Origin of the sequence: Anaerovorax odorimutans DSM 5092 (genome assembly GCF_000426305.1) — a bacterium.
GTDB lineage: Bacteria > Bacillota > Clostridia > Peptostreptococcales > Anaerovoracaceae > Anaerovorax > Anaerovorax odorimutans.
In genome coordinates, this window is sequence record NZ_AUFC01000001.1 from 303,338 (window position 1) to 320,146 (window position 16,809).

12 protein-coding genes, 1 other RNA gene and 1 riboswitch are annotated in these 16,809 nt (G+C 30.7%); of the genes, 12 read left to right on the forward strand and 1 reads right to left on the reverse strand.

Features of this window, described 5'->3' with window-relative positions; translation table 11 throughout:
- Positions 1-431: 431 nt before the first annotated feature.
- From K292_RS0101490 to K292_RS0101515, 7 genes are all read left to right on the forward strand, one after another.
- On the forward strand, positions 432-1,793 hold the full coding sequence (locus K292_RS0101490) for a putrescine aminotransferase (protein WP_027398355.1): 1,362 nt from the start codon (positions 432-434) through the stop codon (positions 1,791-1,793).
- Positions 1,794-2,026: 233 nt separating this feature from the next.
- A riboswitch (cyclic di-GMP riboswitch) is annotated at positions 2,027-2,111 on the forward strand.
- 11 nt (positions 2,112-2,122) lie between these two features.
- Entirely contained in the window at positions 2,123-3,109 is a 987-nt protein-coding gene (locus K292_RS17590; RefSeq protein WP_051280129.1) for a stalk domain-containing protein, read from the forward strand.
- 136 nt (positions 3,110-3,245) lie between these two features.
- Positions 3,246-3,424: non-coding RNA, 6S RNA (ssrS, locus tag K292_RS18145), on the forward strand.
- 99 nt (positions 3,425-3,523) lie between these two features.
- Positions 3,524-5,203: a formate--tetrahydrofolate ligase gene (locus K292_RS0101500; RefSeq protein ID WP_027398356.1), complete on the forward strand. Its 1,680-nt coding sequence runs from the start codon at positions 3,524-3,526 to the stop codon at positions 5,201-5,203.
- 35 nt (positions 5,204-5,238) lie between these two features.
- Positions 5,239-6,084, forward strand: a complete 846-nt coding sequence (locus K292_RS0101505; RefSeq protein WP_027398357.1) for a bifunctional 5,10-methylenetetrahydrofolate dehydrogenase/5,10-methenyltetrahydrofolate cyclohydrolase — start codon at positions 5,239-5,241, stop codon at positions 6,082-6,084.
- Between the two features lie 72 nt (positions 6,085-6,156).
- The gene (locus K292_RS0101510) at positions 6,157-7,815 is read left to right on the forward strand and encodes an OPT/YSL family transporter (RefSeq protein ID WP_027398358.1); all 1,659 of its coding nucleotides are present in this window, start codon (positions 6,157-6,159) and stop codon (positions 7,813-7,815) included.
- Between the two features lie 12 nt (positions 7,816-7,827).
- Entirely contained in the window at positions 7,828-8,790 is a 963-nt protein-coding gene (locus tag K292_RS0101515; protein ID WP_027398359.1) for a P1 family peptidase, read from the forward strand.
- A 107-nt stretch (positions 8,791-8,897) separates the two neighbouring features.
- On the opposite strand, the gene K292_RS0101520 is transcribed toward K292_RS0101515, so the two are convergent.
- The gene (locus K292_RS0101520; protein WP_027398360.1) at positions 8,898-9,698 is read right to left on the reverse strand and encodes a histidinol-phosphatase HisJ family protein; all 801 of its coding nucleotides are present in this window, start codon (positions 9,696-9,698) and stop codon (positions 8,898-8,900) included.
- Positions 9,699-10,033: 335 nt separating this feature from the next.
- On the opposite strand from K292_RS0101520, the gene K292_RS0101525 reads away from it, so the two are divergent.
- From K292_RS0101525 to K292_RS0101545, 5 genes are all read left to right on the forward strand, one after another.
- Complete coding sequence (locus tag K292_RS0101525) at positions 10,034-10,612, forward strand: RNA polymerase sigma factor (protein ID WP_027398361.1); 579 nt, start codon at positions 10,034-10,036, stop codon at positions 10,610-10,612.
- 65 nt (positions 10,613-10,677) lie between these two features.
- Entirely contained in the window at positions 10,678-11,688 is a 1,011-nt protein-coding gene (locus tag K292_RS0101530; protein WP_027398362.1) for an anti-sigma factor family protein, read from the forward strand.
- A gap of 30 nt (positions 11,689-11,718) precedes the next feature.
- On the forward strand, positions 11,719-14,403 hold the full coding sequence (gene polA, locus K292_RS0101535) for a DNA polymerase I (protein WP_027398363.1): 2,685 nt from the start codon (positions 11,719-11,721) through the stop codon (positions 14,401-14,403).
- Positions 14,404-14,420: 17 nt separating this feature from the next.
- Entirely contained in the window at positions 14,421-15,014 is a 594-nt protein-coding gene (coaE, locus tag K292_RS0101540; protein ID WP_027398364.1) for a dephospho-CoA kinase, read from the forward strand.
- 14 nt (positions 15,015-15,028) lie between these two features.
- Entirely contained in the window at positions 15,029-16,633 is a 1,605-nt protein-coding gene (locus K292_RS0101545) for an ABC transporter substrate-binding protein (protein ID WP_027398365.1), read from the forward strand.
- Positions 16,634-16,809: the final 176 nt, after the last annotated feature.

Genomic DNA, 16,809 nt, shown 5'->3' on the forward strand with positions numbered 1-16,809 from the left:
TTAAAACTGCTACGCTGAAAAGTCTAACTTTTGGGGGTCGGTTCATGTTTAAATAATGTGGGAGTTTTTTATATTGAGAATTAAGTTGTCATAACATAATATGAATATTTAAAAAAGAGCATATATTCTAAAAATGTCTTAAATATATCTGACAATTCTCACTAATGATACGACCTGTTGAGAATATTCTTACAAATGATACGAATAATCTTAAAATTTTATATTAGATTATAAATATATTTTATAAAGCAGAAAAAAATATATATTAAAAATCGTTGAAATAACTTTTATTTTCAGAAAATTATATAATTTTTTAATAAGTTGATTTTAATTTTGGCATGGTATTTGAAAGAATAAAGATACGAAATCATGATATCTTCCTATAATCACATAAGAAGATGTTTCTGAAAAAAAGTAAGGAGGTACATACCATGACTGTATGTAACAAAGAATTAGCTTTAAAAGAGGCAAAAAGAGTAGTAGGCTATATTGAAAGTGCAGAATTAACAAAAGAACAAAAGGATACTATCGTAAAAGATTCTATCGCTAACTTCAATGAAAATGTTAATCCTGGTTGGTTAGAGTATAGAAAGTCCGTATCAACTGATGCTGCATTTGTAGAATGGACAGACTCTCTTGACCATTTTGAAGACCTTTATGGAACACAATTTATTGACTGTTTAGGTGGATTTGGTATCTTTACTGCTGGACACAGAAACCCTGCAATTTTAAAAACTGTAAAAGCACAGTTAGATAAATATGCTCTACATTCACAAGAATTGGTAGATCCACTAAGAGGATATCTTGCAAAATTAACTGCAATGATTACTCCAGGAGATTTACAATATTGTTTCTTTACAAACGGTGGTGCTGAAGCTGTAGAAATGGCTCTTAAGTTAGCTAGATTAGCTACTGGCGGAAGATGGTACATTTCAACTACTGGTGCATTCCACGGTAAATCAATGGGTGCTATCTCAATGGGTGGTAAAGGCGCTTATAGAGAAGATTATATTCCAATGGTTCAGCAAGTACAGCACGTTGAATATGGTAATGCTGATGCTATGGAAACTGCAATCAAGAACTTACAGACAGTAGGAGAAAAGGTTGCCGGAGTTATAATCGAACCTATCCAGGGTGAAGCTGGTGTAATCATTCCTCCAACTGGATACTTAAAGGCTGTAAGAGCTATTTGTGATAAATATGGCGTAGCAATGATTTGCGACGAAATCCAAACTGGTATGGGTAGAACTGGTACTATGTGGAGATGTGAAGTTGAAGATGTTACTCCAGATATCATGACTTACGGTAAAGCTTTTGGTGGTGGTATCATGCCTATTACTGGTATCATTGCTAGACCTTGCATGTGGGGTCAAAAATTAATTGAAAATCCATGGATTCTTGGATCACCTACATTCGGTGGAAATCCTCTTGCATGTTCTGCTGCAATTTCAACAATTGCTTATATGCTTGAAAATGATATTCCTGCAATGGCAAAAGAAAAAGGTAATTACATCATGGGTAAACTAGAAGAATTAAAGAAAAAGTACCCTACAGTTCTAAGAGAATACAGGGGTTCTGGACTTCTTATTTGTATGGAATTCCCAGAAGCAGAAGTTGGATATGCAGTAACTAAGGGTCTATTCGACAGACACATAATGGTAGCTGGTACTCTTGTAAATGCGAAGACAGTAAGAATTGAGCCACCTGCAGTATTAACTTACGAATCAATTGATAAGGTAATTAAGAGTCTTGACGAAGCACTTGCAGACGTTAAGAAAGAATTCAATTTATAATTGAATAAAACAAACTAAATTTAAATTAAAATAGTAATAATATAATAATAACCCATAAAACCCCTACAAGAAGGGGTTTTATGGGTTATAACTTTATTATTTATTGTATTTCTTAATTATAAATCTAAAAATAATTTTAATAACTGTTTTTCTTGAATTATTTAGTTATTTTTAGATAAATCATAACATTGTAATTAAAAACCTTATGTGTTATAATATTGAAAATTAATTCTATACGATAAAGGCAAACTGGTTGAAAAATCAGGACGCAAAGCTAAAGGGTCCTAACACTTAGTGAAAGACAGCCTGGCTGCCGAAAGGAGTTTGAAATGAAAAAAATTTTATCTATTGTAATGGTTTTGACTATGATTGTAGCTTCAGCATCTTTTGTTTTTGCTGATTCAAGTAAAAGCAAAAGCTCAAAAGCTACAGCTGAAACCTTACAAAACGAAGCAAAAAATGAAATCAAAGCAGAAAAAAAAGAATTAAAAGCTGAAGCTAAAAATGAAATTAAAACAAAAAAAGAAGCATTTTTAGAAACAAAAAAACAATTATTATCTCAAAAAAGTCAAATTGAAGATCAAACAACCGAAATTGAAAAAGAATTGGAATCTGCTATTGAAAATGGAGATGAAGAACTTCAAAATAAACTTAAAGTTCAATTGCAGGAATTAAAGAATGAATATTTGGAAGCAAAAGAGCAAATTAAAACAAATCTTCGTGAAAGACAAAAATTAGTTCTCGAAAATTACACTCAAGAAGAAATTACAGACATAGAAGAAGCTACTGAAAATATTCAAAGTGAGGATTCAAGTGTAAAAGTATTAGATGTAACAAGTATTTTGTCATCTGAAACAGAATTTAAATTTGATACCCCTCCTGTTATTAAAGAGGGCAGAACGTTAATACCTGTAAGAGCTATAACGGAAGGCTTTGGAGCTGAAGTGGATTGGAATTCGGAAAGTAAAGAAGTTACAATTACTAAAGATGATACCACAATAACGTTGACACTTGGAAATAATGTTGCAATTGTCAATGGAGAAGAAGTAACACTTGATACAAAAGCTAATACTATGAATAAGAGGACTTATGTACCTTTAAGATTTATCATGGAAACTTTTAATAAGCAAGTGAGTTATGATAATGGGATAGTTGAAATTGAAGATAAAGATGATATAATAGAAGGAGAAGGAGATACTGAATCAGAAATAAATGATAGTGAAGAAACAGATGTAAATAGTGATACTGTTGATAATGAAGATGATAAAACTGCAGATGAAACTACTTCAGATAGTGCTATCAATACATCTTTATAATTGTAAAAAAAATCCTATTGATTTTATAAATCAATTATGTTAAACTGAATTTCCGATAAAAAACTATATATAATATGTAGTATAAATTGGAAACTAATAAACAGTTTAAAATTATATAAAAATCATATAATAAAATTAAATCCTGAAGTGTTTGTTAAGGTATTATAATTCAACCTACGTTTTGACCTTGGGAACCCGCGTTTTCGTTAAGCCTATGTCAGGCCTCCTAAGAGAGGAAGACAGAAGCAGAAATAGGGTACCCCCCTATTTAAAGATAGGGTGTGAATTATATCCTGACGGCATATCGGGATTTTCTATTTTTTGTATATACTTGATTTTTATAGTATTACAGTGTAATATGAATTATCAAAGAAATATACTTTAGAAGTGCAAATTGGAGGTTAATAAGAAGATATGGATTATAAAAGTGATATACAAATTGCGCAGGAAGCAACACCGTTGCATATAAAAAAAATTGCTGATAAATTATCAATTGACGAAGATTACCTTGAATATTACGGAAAAAATAAGGCAAAAATTGATTATAATATTTTAAATAAGTATGAAGATAAAGAAGATGGAAAACTTATTTTAGTTACTGCCATAAATCCAACTCCTGCAGGAGAAGGAAAAACCACAACTACAGTTGGTTTAGGCGATGCATTGAGCCAGATTGGTAAAAATACAGTTATTGCACTTAGAGAGCCATCTCTTGGTCCGGTTTTTGGTATAAAAGGCGGAGCAGCAGGGGGAGGATATGCACAAGTAATTCCTATGGAAGATATTAACCTTCATTTTACAGGAGATTTTCATGCTATTACGTCAGCAAACAATTTGATTGCAGCACTTCTTGATAACCATATAACTCAGGGAAACGATTTGAGGATTGATCCAAGAAGAATCATTTGGAAGAGATGTCTTGATATGAATGATAGGCAGCTTAGATTTATTGTTGATGGTCTTGGAGGTAAAGTAAATGGTATGCCAAGAGAAGATGGATTTGATATATCTGTTGCATCAGAAATAATGGCTGTTCTTTGTTTAGCAAATGATTTAGAGGATTTGAAACAAAAGGTTTCAAAAATTATTGTAGCATATTCTTTTGAAGGAAAGCCTGTAACAGCAGGAGATTTAAAAGCAGAGGGTGCTGTTGCAGCTCTTATGAAAGATGCATTAAAGCCAAATTTAGTACAGACTTTAGAACATACTCCAGCATTTGTTCATGGAGGACCTTTTGCAAATATAGCTCATGGATGTAATAGTATTATGGCTACAAAAATGGCTTTAAAATTAGGTGAGTATGTAGTTACTGAAGCAGGCTTCGGTGCGGATCTTGGAGCAGAAAAGTTTTTGGATATTAAATGCAGGCTAAGTGGGTTAACTCCTGATGCAGTAGTAATAGTGGCTACAGCAAGAGCTCTTAAATTACACGGAGGAGTTGCAAAAGCAGATTTAAATAATGAAAATATAGAAGCACTTGAAAAAGGAATTGAAAATCTCCTAAAACATGTTGAAAATATCACAGAAGTATATGGCCTTCCGGCTGTTGTTGCTATAAACAGATTTCCTACAGATACAGTTTTGGAATTAGAATCAATTGAAAATCGTTGCAAAGAATTAGGTGTAAATGTTATTTTATCTGAAGTCTGGGCAAAGGGTGGAGCAGGAGGAACTGAACTCGCAAAAGAAGTAGTGGAAATTATTGAAAAAGATAAGAAAAATTTTAGATTTGCTTATGAAGATGAACTCTCTATTAAAGAGAAGATTGAGTCAATTGCTAAAAAGATTTATGGCGCAGATGGCGTTGATTATATAGGAAATGCGGAAAAACAAATTGCAGAAATTGAAAATTTAGATTTAGGAAATCTACCGGTTTGCATGGCAAAAACACAATATTCTCTTTCTGATGATGCAAAAAAATTAGGACGACCTAGGGGATTCAGAGTAAGTGTAAGAAATGTAAAACCTTCTGCAGGAGCAGGATTTATTGTTGCAATGACTGGTGATATTATGACAATGCCTGGCCTTCCGAAGGTCCCTGCAGCGGAAAAAATAGATGTAGACAAAACAGGAAAAATTATCGGATTGTTTTAAGAAATTATAAATTATTAGAAAGGTAATCTTTAAATATGATCTTAAAAGGAAAACCCGTAGCTGATGAAATAAAGGGAAATATAATAAAGAAGGTAAATGAGTATCGTCAAGACGGTATACAACCTAAATTGGCAATTTTAAGAGTTGGAGAAAGACCTGACGATATAGCGTATGAATCCAGATTAATAAAAAATTGTAAAACAGTTGGTATCGAATCGCAGATTGTAAAGGTTGACGATAAAATTAATATGGTAGACTTTTTAAGTGTGTTACAACAATTAAATGAGGATGAAAATATTAATGGAATACTTATTTTCAGACCTTTACCTAAACAATTAAAAGAAGATGAAATTTGTAAATTTATAAATCCGCTTAAGGATGTAGATTGTATGAGTCCTGTTAATACAGAAAAAGTATTCATAGGAGACAAAGAGGGTTTTGCTCCTTGTACTCCTGAAGCAGTAATAGAAATCTTAAAATATTATAAATACGATTTAGCAGGTAAAAATGTTGCTATAGTAAATAGAAGCATGGTTTTAGGAAGACCTTTAGCAATGTTATTTATAGGAGAAAACTCAACGGTTACAATTTGTCATTCTAAAACAAAGGATTTAGGAGAGATTTTATCAAGGGCAGATATTGTTGTTACGGGTATTGGCAGAGGCAAATTCTTTAATGAAAAATATTTTACAAATAAAGTAACTGTAATAGATGTGGGAATAAACTTTGAAGGTGGTAACATGTGTGGAGATGTTGACTATGATAAAGTAGAAAATTTTGTAGATTCAATTACTCCAGTTCCGGGTGGTGTTGGCATTGTTACATCTATGATTTTATTAAAACATGTAATAAAAGGTATAAATTTACAGCTTAAAATATAGCTACTACTTATTTACGTTTATTCTTTTATTATATAAGAATAGAAATAATTAAATATTTAAAGGAGGAGATTTATGAAGTCTGATGAAAAAGGCGTAAAGTTTGCATCCTCATACAAAGAACAATTTACACTAAGGGGTATGATAATAGGCAGCATTGGTGTAATTATACTAACTATCAGTTCTATGTATGTGGCATTAAAACTAGGCGCACTTCCATGGCCGATTATATTCGTTGCACTAGTATCCATGTTTTCGCTTAAGTTGATGGGTAATACAAATATTAATGAAATTAATGTAACCCATACAGCCATGTCTGCGGGAGCTATGGTTGCAGGAGGTCTTGCTTTTACAGCACCGGGAATCTGGATTTTAGATCCTGAAGCTAAAGTAGAGATGATTTCTTTATTAGTAATTACTATAGGCGGTGTTATACTCGGACTTATTTTCACGGCATTAATTAGAACTTATTTTGTGGAAGTAAAAGAATTGCCTTATCCAATGGGACAAGCTGCTGCTGAAACACTTCTTGCAGGTGATGAAGGTGGAAAAAAATCTAGCGTACTATTTATATCTATGGGTGCATCTGCACTATTTACTTTTATACGTGATTGGTTTTCAGGGAAAATTATTCCTGTAACAATTAATTTAAATCAATCTATGATAAGTAAAGGCGTTGCTTGTCAATTATGGCTGTCACCTATGCTTATTGCAGTAGGATATATTATTGGACCTGTTTTTTTAGGTGTTTGGTTTTTAGGTGCAATATTAGGAGACTTTGGTATTGTTATAGGTGGAGTGAATTTAGGCTTATTTGATTTAAATGAGGCTTTAGGTATAAAAACTTCACTTGGTATCGGTGTTATGGTAGGTACCGGAGTTGGAATTATAGTGAAGGGTATTCTGCCAAAAGCTAAAGAAATCTTTGGACCTATGTTTTTCAAAAAAAACAGACATGGTGGTATAGTAAATTTAAGATGGGCACCACTTGCAATGGTATTTTTGGCTTTTTTATTTACTTTTGTTTCAAAAATGGGTTTCTTACCTAGTATTATAACTATTCTTGGTGTATGGCTTGCAACTTCTATGTCTGCTCAAGTTGTGGGACAATCCGGAATTAATCCGATGGAAGTTTTTGGAATAATTGTCTTGCTTGCAGTTAAAGTCACATCACAGATCGGACATGTGGAAGCTTTTTTCGTAGCAGCTGTTGTTGCTATAGCTTGTGGCCTGGTTGGAGATGTTATGAATGATTTTAAAGAAGGATATATCTTAGAATCCAACCCTAAGGCTCAATGGTTCGCAGAAGTAATCGGAGGTATTATTGGAGCAATTGTGTCTGTTTTTGTACTTTTTATTATACTTAAAGCTTATGGTAATAATGCATTTGGCAGCGGTGGAGTTTTTGTTGCTCCACAGGCAGGAGTTGTAGCTGCTATGGTAGGGGGTATTCCTAATACAGCAGCATTTATAATTGGACTATTAGCTGGTTTGATTCTATATGTAATAAATTTTCCTGTTATGACTTTAGGTCTTGGAATTTATTTACCTTTTTATTTGTCGGCAACTGCTTTTATTGGCGGGGTTTTGAAATTTATTATTCAAAAACTTGCTCCCCAGTGGGATAAAAAAGGTACTGGACTTATTATCGCTTCAGGTCTTCTTGGCGGAGAGGCTATAATTGGTGTTGTTATAGCACTTATACAAGCAGTACAAGGTATGTCAGCATTATAAGGAGAATATAGCATGAAAGAAATAAAGATAACAGATATTAAGGGAATAAAGATAGGACATGCTCAAAATTTTGAAGGCGGAACAGGCTGTACGGTAATTTTATGTGAAAAAGGAGCATGTGCAGGAGTTGATGTCAGAGGAGGCGGACCTGCTACAAGGGAAACCGATTTATTAAATCCTGTCAATATGGTGGAAAAAATTCATGCAGTTTTGCTTAGCGGAGGCAGTGCTTATGGGCTTGATGCATGTTCCGGTGTGATGGAATATCTGGAAGAACATAAAGCAGGTTTTGATGTAGGCGTAGGAATAGTGCCAATAGTATGCGGGGCATCTTTGTTTGATTTAGTAGTAGGAGATCCCAAATGCAGACCTGATAAAAAAATGGGATATGATGCTTGCATAAATTCAGAAAAGGGTAAAATTGAAGAAGGAAATGTAGGCGCGGGAACTGGAGCTACTATAGGTAAGTTTCTAGGAACTTCCAATATGATGAAGTCAGGTATAGGTATTTATGCCTTGAAGATTGGAGAGTTACAAGTTGCAGCAGTTGTATCTGTTAATGCATTGGGTGATGTAATAGATGTGGATACAGGAAAGCGCATTGCAGGTTTATTAAATAAAGATCATACAAAAATTTCAAATACGGAAGAAACCATGTATGAGAAGTATTCAAATAATGTAAATGTATTCAACGGAAATACTACAATTGGTTGTATTATTACAAATGCGAAACTTACAAAATCTCAGGCAAATAAGATTGCATCTATTACACATAATGGATATGCAAGGGCAATAAGACCGGTTCATACTATGGCTGATGGAGATACTATTTTTGTTATGTCCACAGGTGAAGTTGATGTTTTTCCAGATGCTGTAGGAGCACTTAGTTCTGAAGTTATGGCTAGAGCAATTAATAGAGCAGTTATTAAAGCAAAATCTGCCTATGGATTAAAATCCGCTTCTGATTTTAAATAATAAATAAAATGTACCTGAAAAAGAGATTTCTTTTTATAAGGTACATTTTTATTATAAAGGGAATATCACCTAGCGGAAATTGGAAAAATATCAAAGAAACCATATAATTAATCAGGTAATTTTATAAATGTAGGTTTTCTGTTTTCAAATGTTGTAATATATTTTAGACCAACACTCTTTATCATATGTTGTGCGTAATCAAGCATGTGTCCTATATATGACATTTCATGGGCATCTGAACCTGTGGTAATAATTTCTCCGCCTAGATCTTTGTATAGTTGCAAAATTTCTTGTGCGGGAGTTGTTCTTTCTCCCATACCGTATCTAAAACTAGAAGTATTGATCTCGATACCTTTTCCATCGTAAATAATTTTCTTCAATATTGATTCTACTATATCCATATATAAAGAAGGTTTTGCGACGTAAGATGAATAACGGTCAATAATATTAAAATGACTTAATACATCATAATCTTTATATTGATCTAAACAATCAAACATGTAACGATAAAAGGCTTCATAAGATTCTTCCACACTTCTGCCTTTGAAGAAATTTTCTCCGTATAATTCAAACCCTTCTGCACAATGAAATGATCCTAATACAAAATCGTAATTATAGCTGTTTACTGCTTCTGAAATTTTTTTCATAGTTGTACCGTGTTGTATTCCAATTTCAATTCCTTTGATTACTTTTATTTTATCTTTAAATTGCTTTCTTATATTTTCAAGTGTTTTATGATATTCTTCAAAATTTAAAAGAAAAGGGAAAGCTTTATCGGGATAATCTGGATCATAATGATCTGTTATTGCAATTTCAAAAATTCCTTTATTATAGGCGGTTTGAACCATATCTTTCATTTCTACATCGCCATCATCAGAAAAGTTAGTATGTGTGTGATAATCGTACATTTTTTAGTCTCCTTAATTTTATTTCTTATATAATAATTCATTTATTAAAACAGCATTGAATTAATGAAGAAATCATTAAAATATATCTCTTTAAGATTTCGGTAATAGATCCTTAAAGATACGTTACTGTAAAGGATGAATTATTATACTACGCAAAAGGCTTACGAATAAATTTATATATTATATTTTTAAAATACCATATAAGAATTTTACTAAAGTGAATATATACATGCTATAATATTATAGCAAAATTTACTTATAAGTGTAAATAACAACTATGCAATGGTTTAGTATTCTAGTTTTAATTAGGTGGAAAAAGGTATATAAGAGTATCTATGGATTTTCAGGAAAAGATCTTAATTGAAAAAGCAAAAAAAGGAGATGAGGGCAGTTTTGAAACCCTTATTTTATCATGCAAAGGAAAAGCATATAATATTGCACTTAGATATATGAGAAATGAAGAAGACGCAGGAGAGGTTTTACAGGAAAGCTTTATTAAGATTTTCAGGCATTTAGATAAATTTAATTATAACAGTAGATTTGACACATGGGTATATAGAATTGTAGTTAATACTTGTAATGATTTAATTAGAAAAAATTTAAACAGAAAAGAATTTAATTTTCATTATGAAGGAGATGAGGGGTATGAGGATGAAATACCTATAGTAGACAGCAGCCCAACTCCAGAAGAAGTTGTTATAAGAAAAGAAAATATGTCTTATGTTATGAGCTGTTTAGATAAGATAGGAAAAGAGCATAAGGAAATAATTATTCTAAGAGATATTCAAGGCTTCTCTTATGATGAAATAAGCCAAATTACAGAATGTACAGTTGGTACAATTAAATCCAGATTAAACAGAGCAAGAAATAAACTTCGGAAAATTTATTTCGAAAATGTGGAACTAAATGAATGAAATAAAGTCTAATTTATATCTATAAAATATGATTAAAGAAAATTATAAAATGAAGGGAGAGTAAAATGAACAATAAAGAGAAATGCTATAAAGTAAGAGAATTACTCTCGCTTTATATTGATAAAGAACTTAGCGCAGAAGAAATTAGCATTGTAGAAACTCACTTAGAATCATGTGAATCATGTAAAAAGGAGTATTTGCAAATGCTGAAAATATCGGAGTTACTAAGAGAATTTTCAGAGGTGGAAATTCCAAAACATATAGATTTAACATTAAAAAAAGCTTTAGTTGAAGAAGGACAAAAAATAAGAGAAAAAAATTTAAAAAAACAGAAAAAAATTAATTGGAAAATGATTAGTTCTATTGCAGCTGTTTTTTTAGTAGGACTAATATCATATGCTGCACTAGATAATATGACTTTTTTACCTAATGATATAGAAAAATCATTACATGATCAAAACAGTAATTATATAGAAGATACTAAAGATAAGACAAATAATAATAGTATAAAAGAACTTGACAATTCAGATGATAAAAAAACAAATATAAATAAAGAAAATGATAGTGAAGAAGAAAAAAAAGAGGTTGGAAAAAAGCAGGAATTAAGCTCAAATCAAAATTCAAATACAGATATAGGTGATAATAATATTAGTAATAAAAATGATATTCCTGAGACGTATGAAAGTGATGAAGGTAACATAGATAAAGAAAATACGTTGATGTCTTCTGAAGAAAATAAAATGCGTATTTTTATGAAATCCGAAGCAGCAGGAGCCTCTTCAAGTATTGAAACTAATGAGGATAATTCCAATATAGAAAGTAATGAAGATAATACTGGTAATGTTTTAAATGAAAACGTTTATGAAAAGGAATTTTATGAAGAGTTAATAAATGAAAAACTGAAAGATTTTGAATATGAAATTAAAGAAAGCAGTAATAAAAATAATGGAGAGTGGTACTTTGAAGTCTTTATCTTTAAAGGAAAAGATGGTAATATTATAGATAAAGAGATTGAGATAGTTGGAAATGAAGGAACTATAGAAATTTTATCTGAAGATGAAATTAAGGGATTATAGGATATTAACTCCAAAGAATTTGAGGTATTTATGAGCAACAAAATAATTATAATTGACGGAAACAGTTTAATTAACAGAGCATATTATGCAATGCAAAAACCTATGATTACAAAAGATGGACTGTACACTCAGGGCGTGTACGGTTTTCTTAATATACTTAATAGAATATATTTGGATTATGAGCCTGATTATATCACTGTTACATTTGATAAGAAAGCGCCTACTTTTAGGCATTTAGAATATAAAGAATATAAAGCAGGAAGAAAGAAGATGCCTCCTGAACTTGCTATGCAAATGCCATTATTAAAAGAAGCTCTACAAGCAATGAATATCAAAATTGTTGAAATGGATGGATTTGAGGCAGATGATTTAATTGGTACAATAGCAAGAGATGCAGAAGAAAATGGACTTGCACCTCTTATTATTACAGGGGATAAAGACGAACTTCAGCTTGTAACTAAAATAACTAAAGTTCTTATAACGAAGAAAGGTATTTCGGATTTTGATTTGTATGATGAAGATGCAATGCTTGAGAAATATGGGTTTACTCCTAAGCAATTTATTGATTATAAAGGTTTGATGGGAGATCAGTCTGATAATATACCAGGAATTCCGGGCGTTGGAGAAAAGACTGCAACAAAACTTATTTTAGAATATGGAAGTATTGGGAATCTGCTTGAAAATTTAGAGAATATGACTAATAAAAAATTAAAACAAAAAATTGAGGATAATGCTCAATTAGCACTTATGAGTTTGAGGTTAGCAACTATAAATACAAACGTACCTATAGAAATAAATTTTGATGAATTTAAGGCAGAGGAACCTAATTATGATGAATTAGTTAAGTTCTATTTAAAAGTTGAGTTTAATAGTTTTTTAAAAAAATTAAAAGTACCAAACGGAAAACTAGAAAATGAAAATGCAGACACAAGTAAAAATGAAAACAGAGAAATAGAAACTGTTATTGTATCTGATGATGGTAAATTTAAAGAATTTAAAAATGAGTTTCATAAAGAGAAATTAGCATCACTTAAAATATTTCATGACCAGAATCATAAGGACATTCCAAAGGTTTACGGTATAAGTATTCTGTTAACTAACAAATCCTATTTTATTCAAACCGAAGGAACTGATTTATTGAGTAAAACAATAGAATTACTTACTAAATCAGATATAAAACTGTGTGGGCATAATTTGAAATCTGACTATTATGCATTAATGACCAATGGTTTTACAGGAGGATTTAATACTTATTTTGATACTGAAATAGCACAATATTTATTAGAACCATCCAGAAGCAATTACGAATTAAAAGGTATTTTATTAGAAAATTTTAATCAAGATTTTCCAAGTGAATCAGAATTTTTCAAGGAAAACGGGCAGATGGATTTCTTGACAGAATCTAATACAAAATATTCACAGTATGGTACAAAGTGGTGTTTGGCAGTAATGGATTTAATAGAGGTTTTAAATGAAAAATTAAAATCAGAAGGACTTATTAATGTTTTAAATGATATTGAGCTACCTCTAATTGAAGTAATGGCATCCATGGAAAACATAGGTTTTCCTATAGACAGAAAAGAGCTTACAGATGCAAAAGAGTTTATTTCTTTGCAAATTGAAGAAATTTCAAGAAAAATATATGGGTTGTCAGGTGAAGAATTTAATATTAATTCACCTATACAGCTTGGAGATATTTTATTTGAAAAATTAGGGCTTCCGGCTGGTAAAAAAACAAAAAGAGGTTATTCTACAAGTGCAGAAATTCTTGAAAAACTTAGAGACAAACATGAAATAATTGATTATATATTAGAATACAGAACTCTTACTAAATTAAACAGCACATATATAGAAGGATTGTTACCTTTAATTCATAAAGATGGAAAAATTCATGCACATTTTCAGCAAACTGTTGCGGCAACGGGAAGAATCAGCTGTACTGAGCCAAATCTTCAAAATATACCGATAAAACAGGAGATGGGTAGAAAATTAAGAAAAGCTTTTATTCCTGAAAGTAATGAATACACATTAGTAAGTGCAGATTACTCACAGATTGAACTTAGAGTTCTTGCTCATATGTCACAAGATACATCTCTTATTGAAGCCTTTAATAATGGTGATGACATACACAGATTAACAGCTTCAAAAGTATTTGGTATCCCGCAAGATGAAGTTACAAGTCTTCAAAGGAGTAATGCAAAGGCTGTAAATTTTGGAGTTATTTATGGTATGAGCGGTTTTGGCTTATCTACAGAATTAAATATTACAAGAAAAGAGGCAGAAAAATATATTGATGAATATTTTAAAAAATATTTTCAAGTAAAACAATTTATGGATGGTTTAGTAGATTCATGTAAAAAAGATGGTTTTGTTTCTACAATTATGAATAGGAAAAGAAATGTGCCTGAAATTAATGCAAGTAATTATATGGTTAGGCAGCTTGGAGAGCGTTTAGCTATGAATAGTCCAATTCAAGGTAGTGCTGCTGATATTATAAAGATTGCAATGATTAAAGTTTATAATGAATTGAAAAGAGAAGGGGCGAAATCTAAACTAATATTACAAGTACATGACGAATTGATTATACAAACACATAAAGATGAATTTGAAAAAGTGAAAAAATTACTTGTTGAAAATATGGAAAATGCTGTGAAGCTAAGCGTAAAATTATCGGTTGATTTAAATACAGGAGATAATTGGTACGAATTAAAATAGTTATTGGAGGCTATTATATGAAAATCATTGGACTAACAGGGGGTATAGGTGCCGGAAAATCTACTGTTTCTGATTATCTTAGACATAAAGGGTTTACTATTATAGATGCTGACAGAATTGCAAGGGATATTGTAGAACCTGGATCACAGACATTAGTTGAGCTTACAAAATTATTTGGTAAGGATATTCTTTTGGAAGATAGTTCTTTAGATAGGAAAAAATTAGGCTCTATAGTATTTTCTAATACGGAAAAAAAATTAATGCTAGATAAATTAATGCATGAGAAGGTAATCGAAATAATAGAAAAAAAGATTAATAAAATGAAGGATTTAAATGAGTCTGTAATTTTTATTGATGCGCCATTATTGTTTGAATCAGGTTTAAATAAATATGCAAATGAAACGTGGGTCGTTGATTTAGAGGATGAAACTAGAATTAATCGCATTATGGAAAGAGATGATTTAAGCCGTGATGAGATTTTAAACAGAATTGCAAATCAAATGAGCCGGCAAAAAAAGAATAGACTTGCAGATAAAATTATAAACAATACGGGAAATAAAAAAGAGCTTTATATTCAAATTGAGAACTTATTAGAGAAAATCTATAATTAGGAGAATAAAAGAAGATGCTGAAAAAAATTATTACAATTACTATAGTTTTAGTTATGGTAATAAGTTTGTCGGGATGTGATCGAAGTGATGGCTTTTTAGGTAGAGGAGCAAATAATAATACGGAAAAAGTAACTTCTTCGGATATATACATTCCAATAGAAAAATTAAGAACTTTAAATCCAATAGTATCAAAAGATGAAGATGCTTATTATATAAATAAATTAATATATGATGGATTATTTCAGCTGAATAATAATTTAGAAATTGAGCCAGTATTAGCTGAAAGTTATAATTATACCAATGATGGATATTCTGTAACAATTTACTTAAAAAGCGGTATTAAGTGGCATGACGGAAATTCTTTTACTGCAAATGATGTAAAATTTACCATTGATGCATATAAATCAGCAGGAACAAAGTGTATATATCATAATTATGTAAATAATATAAGCAGTGTTACTGCTAAAAATTCAAATACTGTAGTTGTTAATTTTAATAATAATAAAAATGTAGCAATAGAAAATTTTATATTTCCTATTATTCCAAAGCATCAATTTAAAAATATTTCTCAAAGTACGCAGGAAGATGTTAATTTTATTCCTATTGGTACCGGAAAATACAAAGTAAAAGATTATGACAGTTATTTTGAATTGGTTCTTGTTGCTAATGAGGAATATAATCTCGGAAAAACAGCAAATAATAAAATTCTTTTTCAAGTGATGAGAGATAAAAAGGATGCGTTAAACTTAATTGATATGAATACTGTGTCTATATCATTTGCTAAAGAAATTGATAGGGATACAGATTATACAAATAAGGATGTGGAAGTTACATCTTTTCCGTCAAATGAAGTAGAATTTATAGGATTTAATTTTAGTAATGAATATTTAAAAAATAAAAAAATACGTCAAGCTATAGCACATGCAATTGATACAAAAAATATAATAGAAACCGGATATTATCAAAGCGGTGTAGTCAATGATAATATTTATTATCCTAATTATTTAGGAGTTGACAGCAGTAATGATAAATATGATTATGATATTGATAAAGCAACTGAATTAATTACAGAAGCAGGATATGTTGATAATGACGGTGATGGAAAAGTAGAGAATGAAGATGGTGAGGTATTACGTGTAAATATTCTTGTTAATAATAATCCTGCCAGAGTTGTTGCTGCACAAAGCATTAAAAACGGGTTAGATAAATTACCTATAGAATCAAATATAATAGATCAAGAATGGGATGTATATAACAATTCATTAAAGAAAGGTGATTTCGACATTTTCATAGGTGGATATAAAATAGAAGATATTTATGATATGAGATTTATGCTTCATTCAGGATTTTCAAATATAATAAGGTATTCCAATCCTAATTTAGATTTATTATTAGATAAAATGCAATCTGGTATAAGTAAAGAGGAAAAATTATCCACATTTAAAAAGATTAAAAAAATATTAGACGATGAAATTCCTTATTATTGTCTGCTTTATAAAACATATGGTGCAATTACACCTAAATCCTTTAAAGGAGAATTATACCCAATGTTTAATGATTTTTATCGAGATTGCGGGGATTGGAAATGTATTTATGAGAAGCAGGAGGGAGAAGAGTAGAGAAATCATTAAATTTATTTATATCTCCTATATTAGAAATATCACAAAAGATGGTATAATGGGAAAAATATTTGTTTATTAGAGAGAAAGAAGGAAAAAACATAGCATTGTTTATAAGGAAAGCTTATTTGAATAGATAAAAAATAAATAATTTAAAACTTGTAAACGTATAGTGT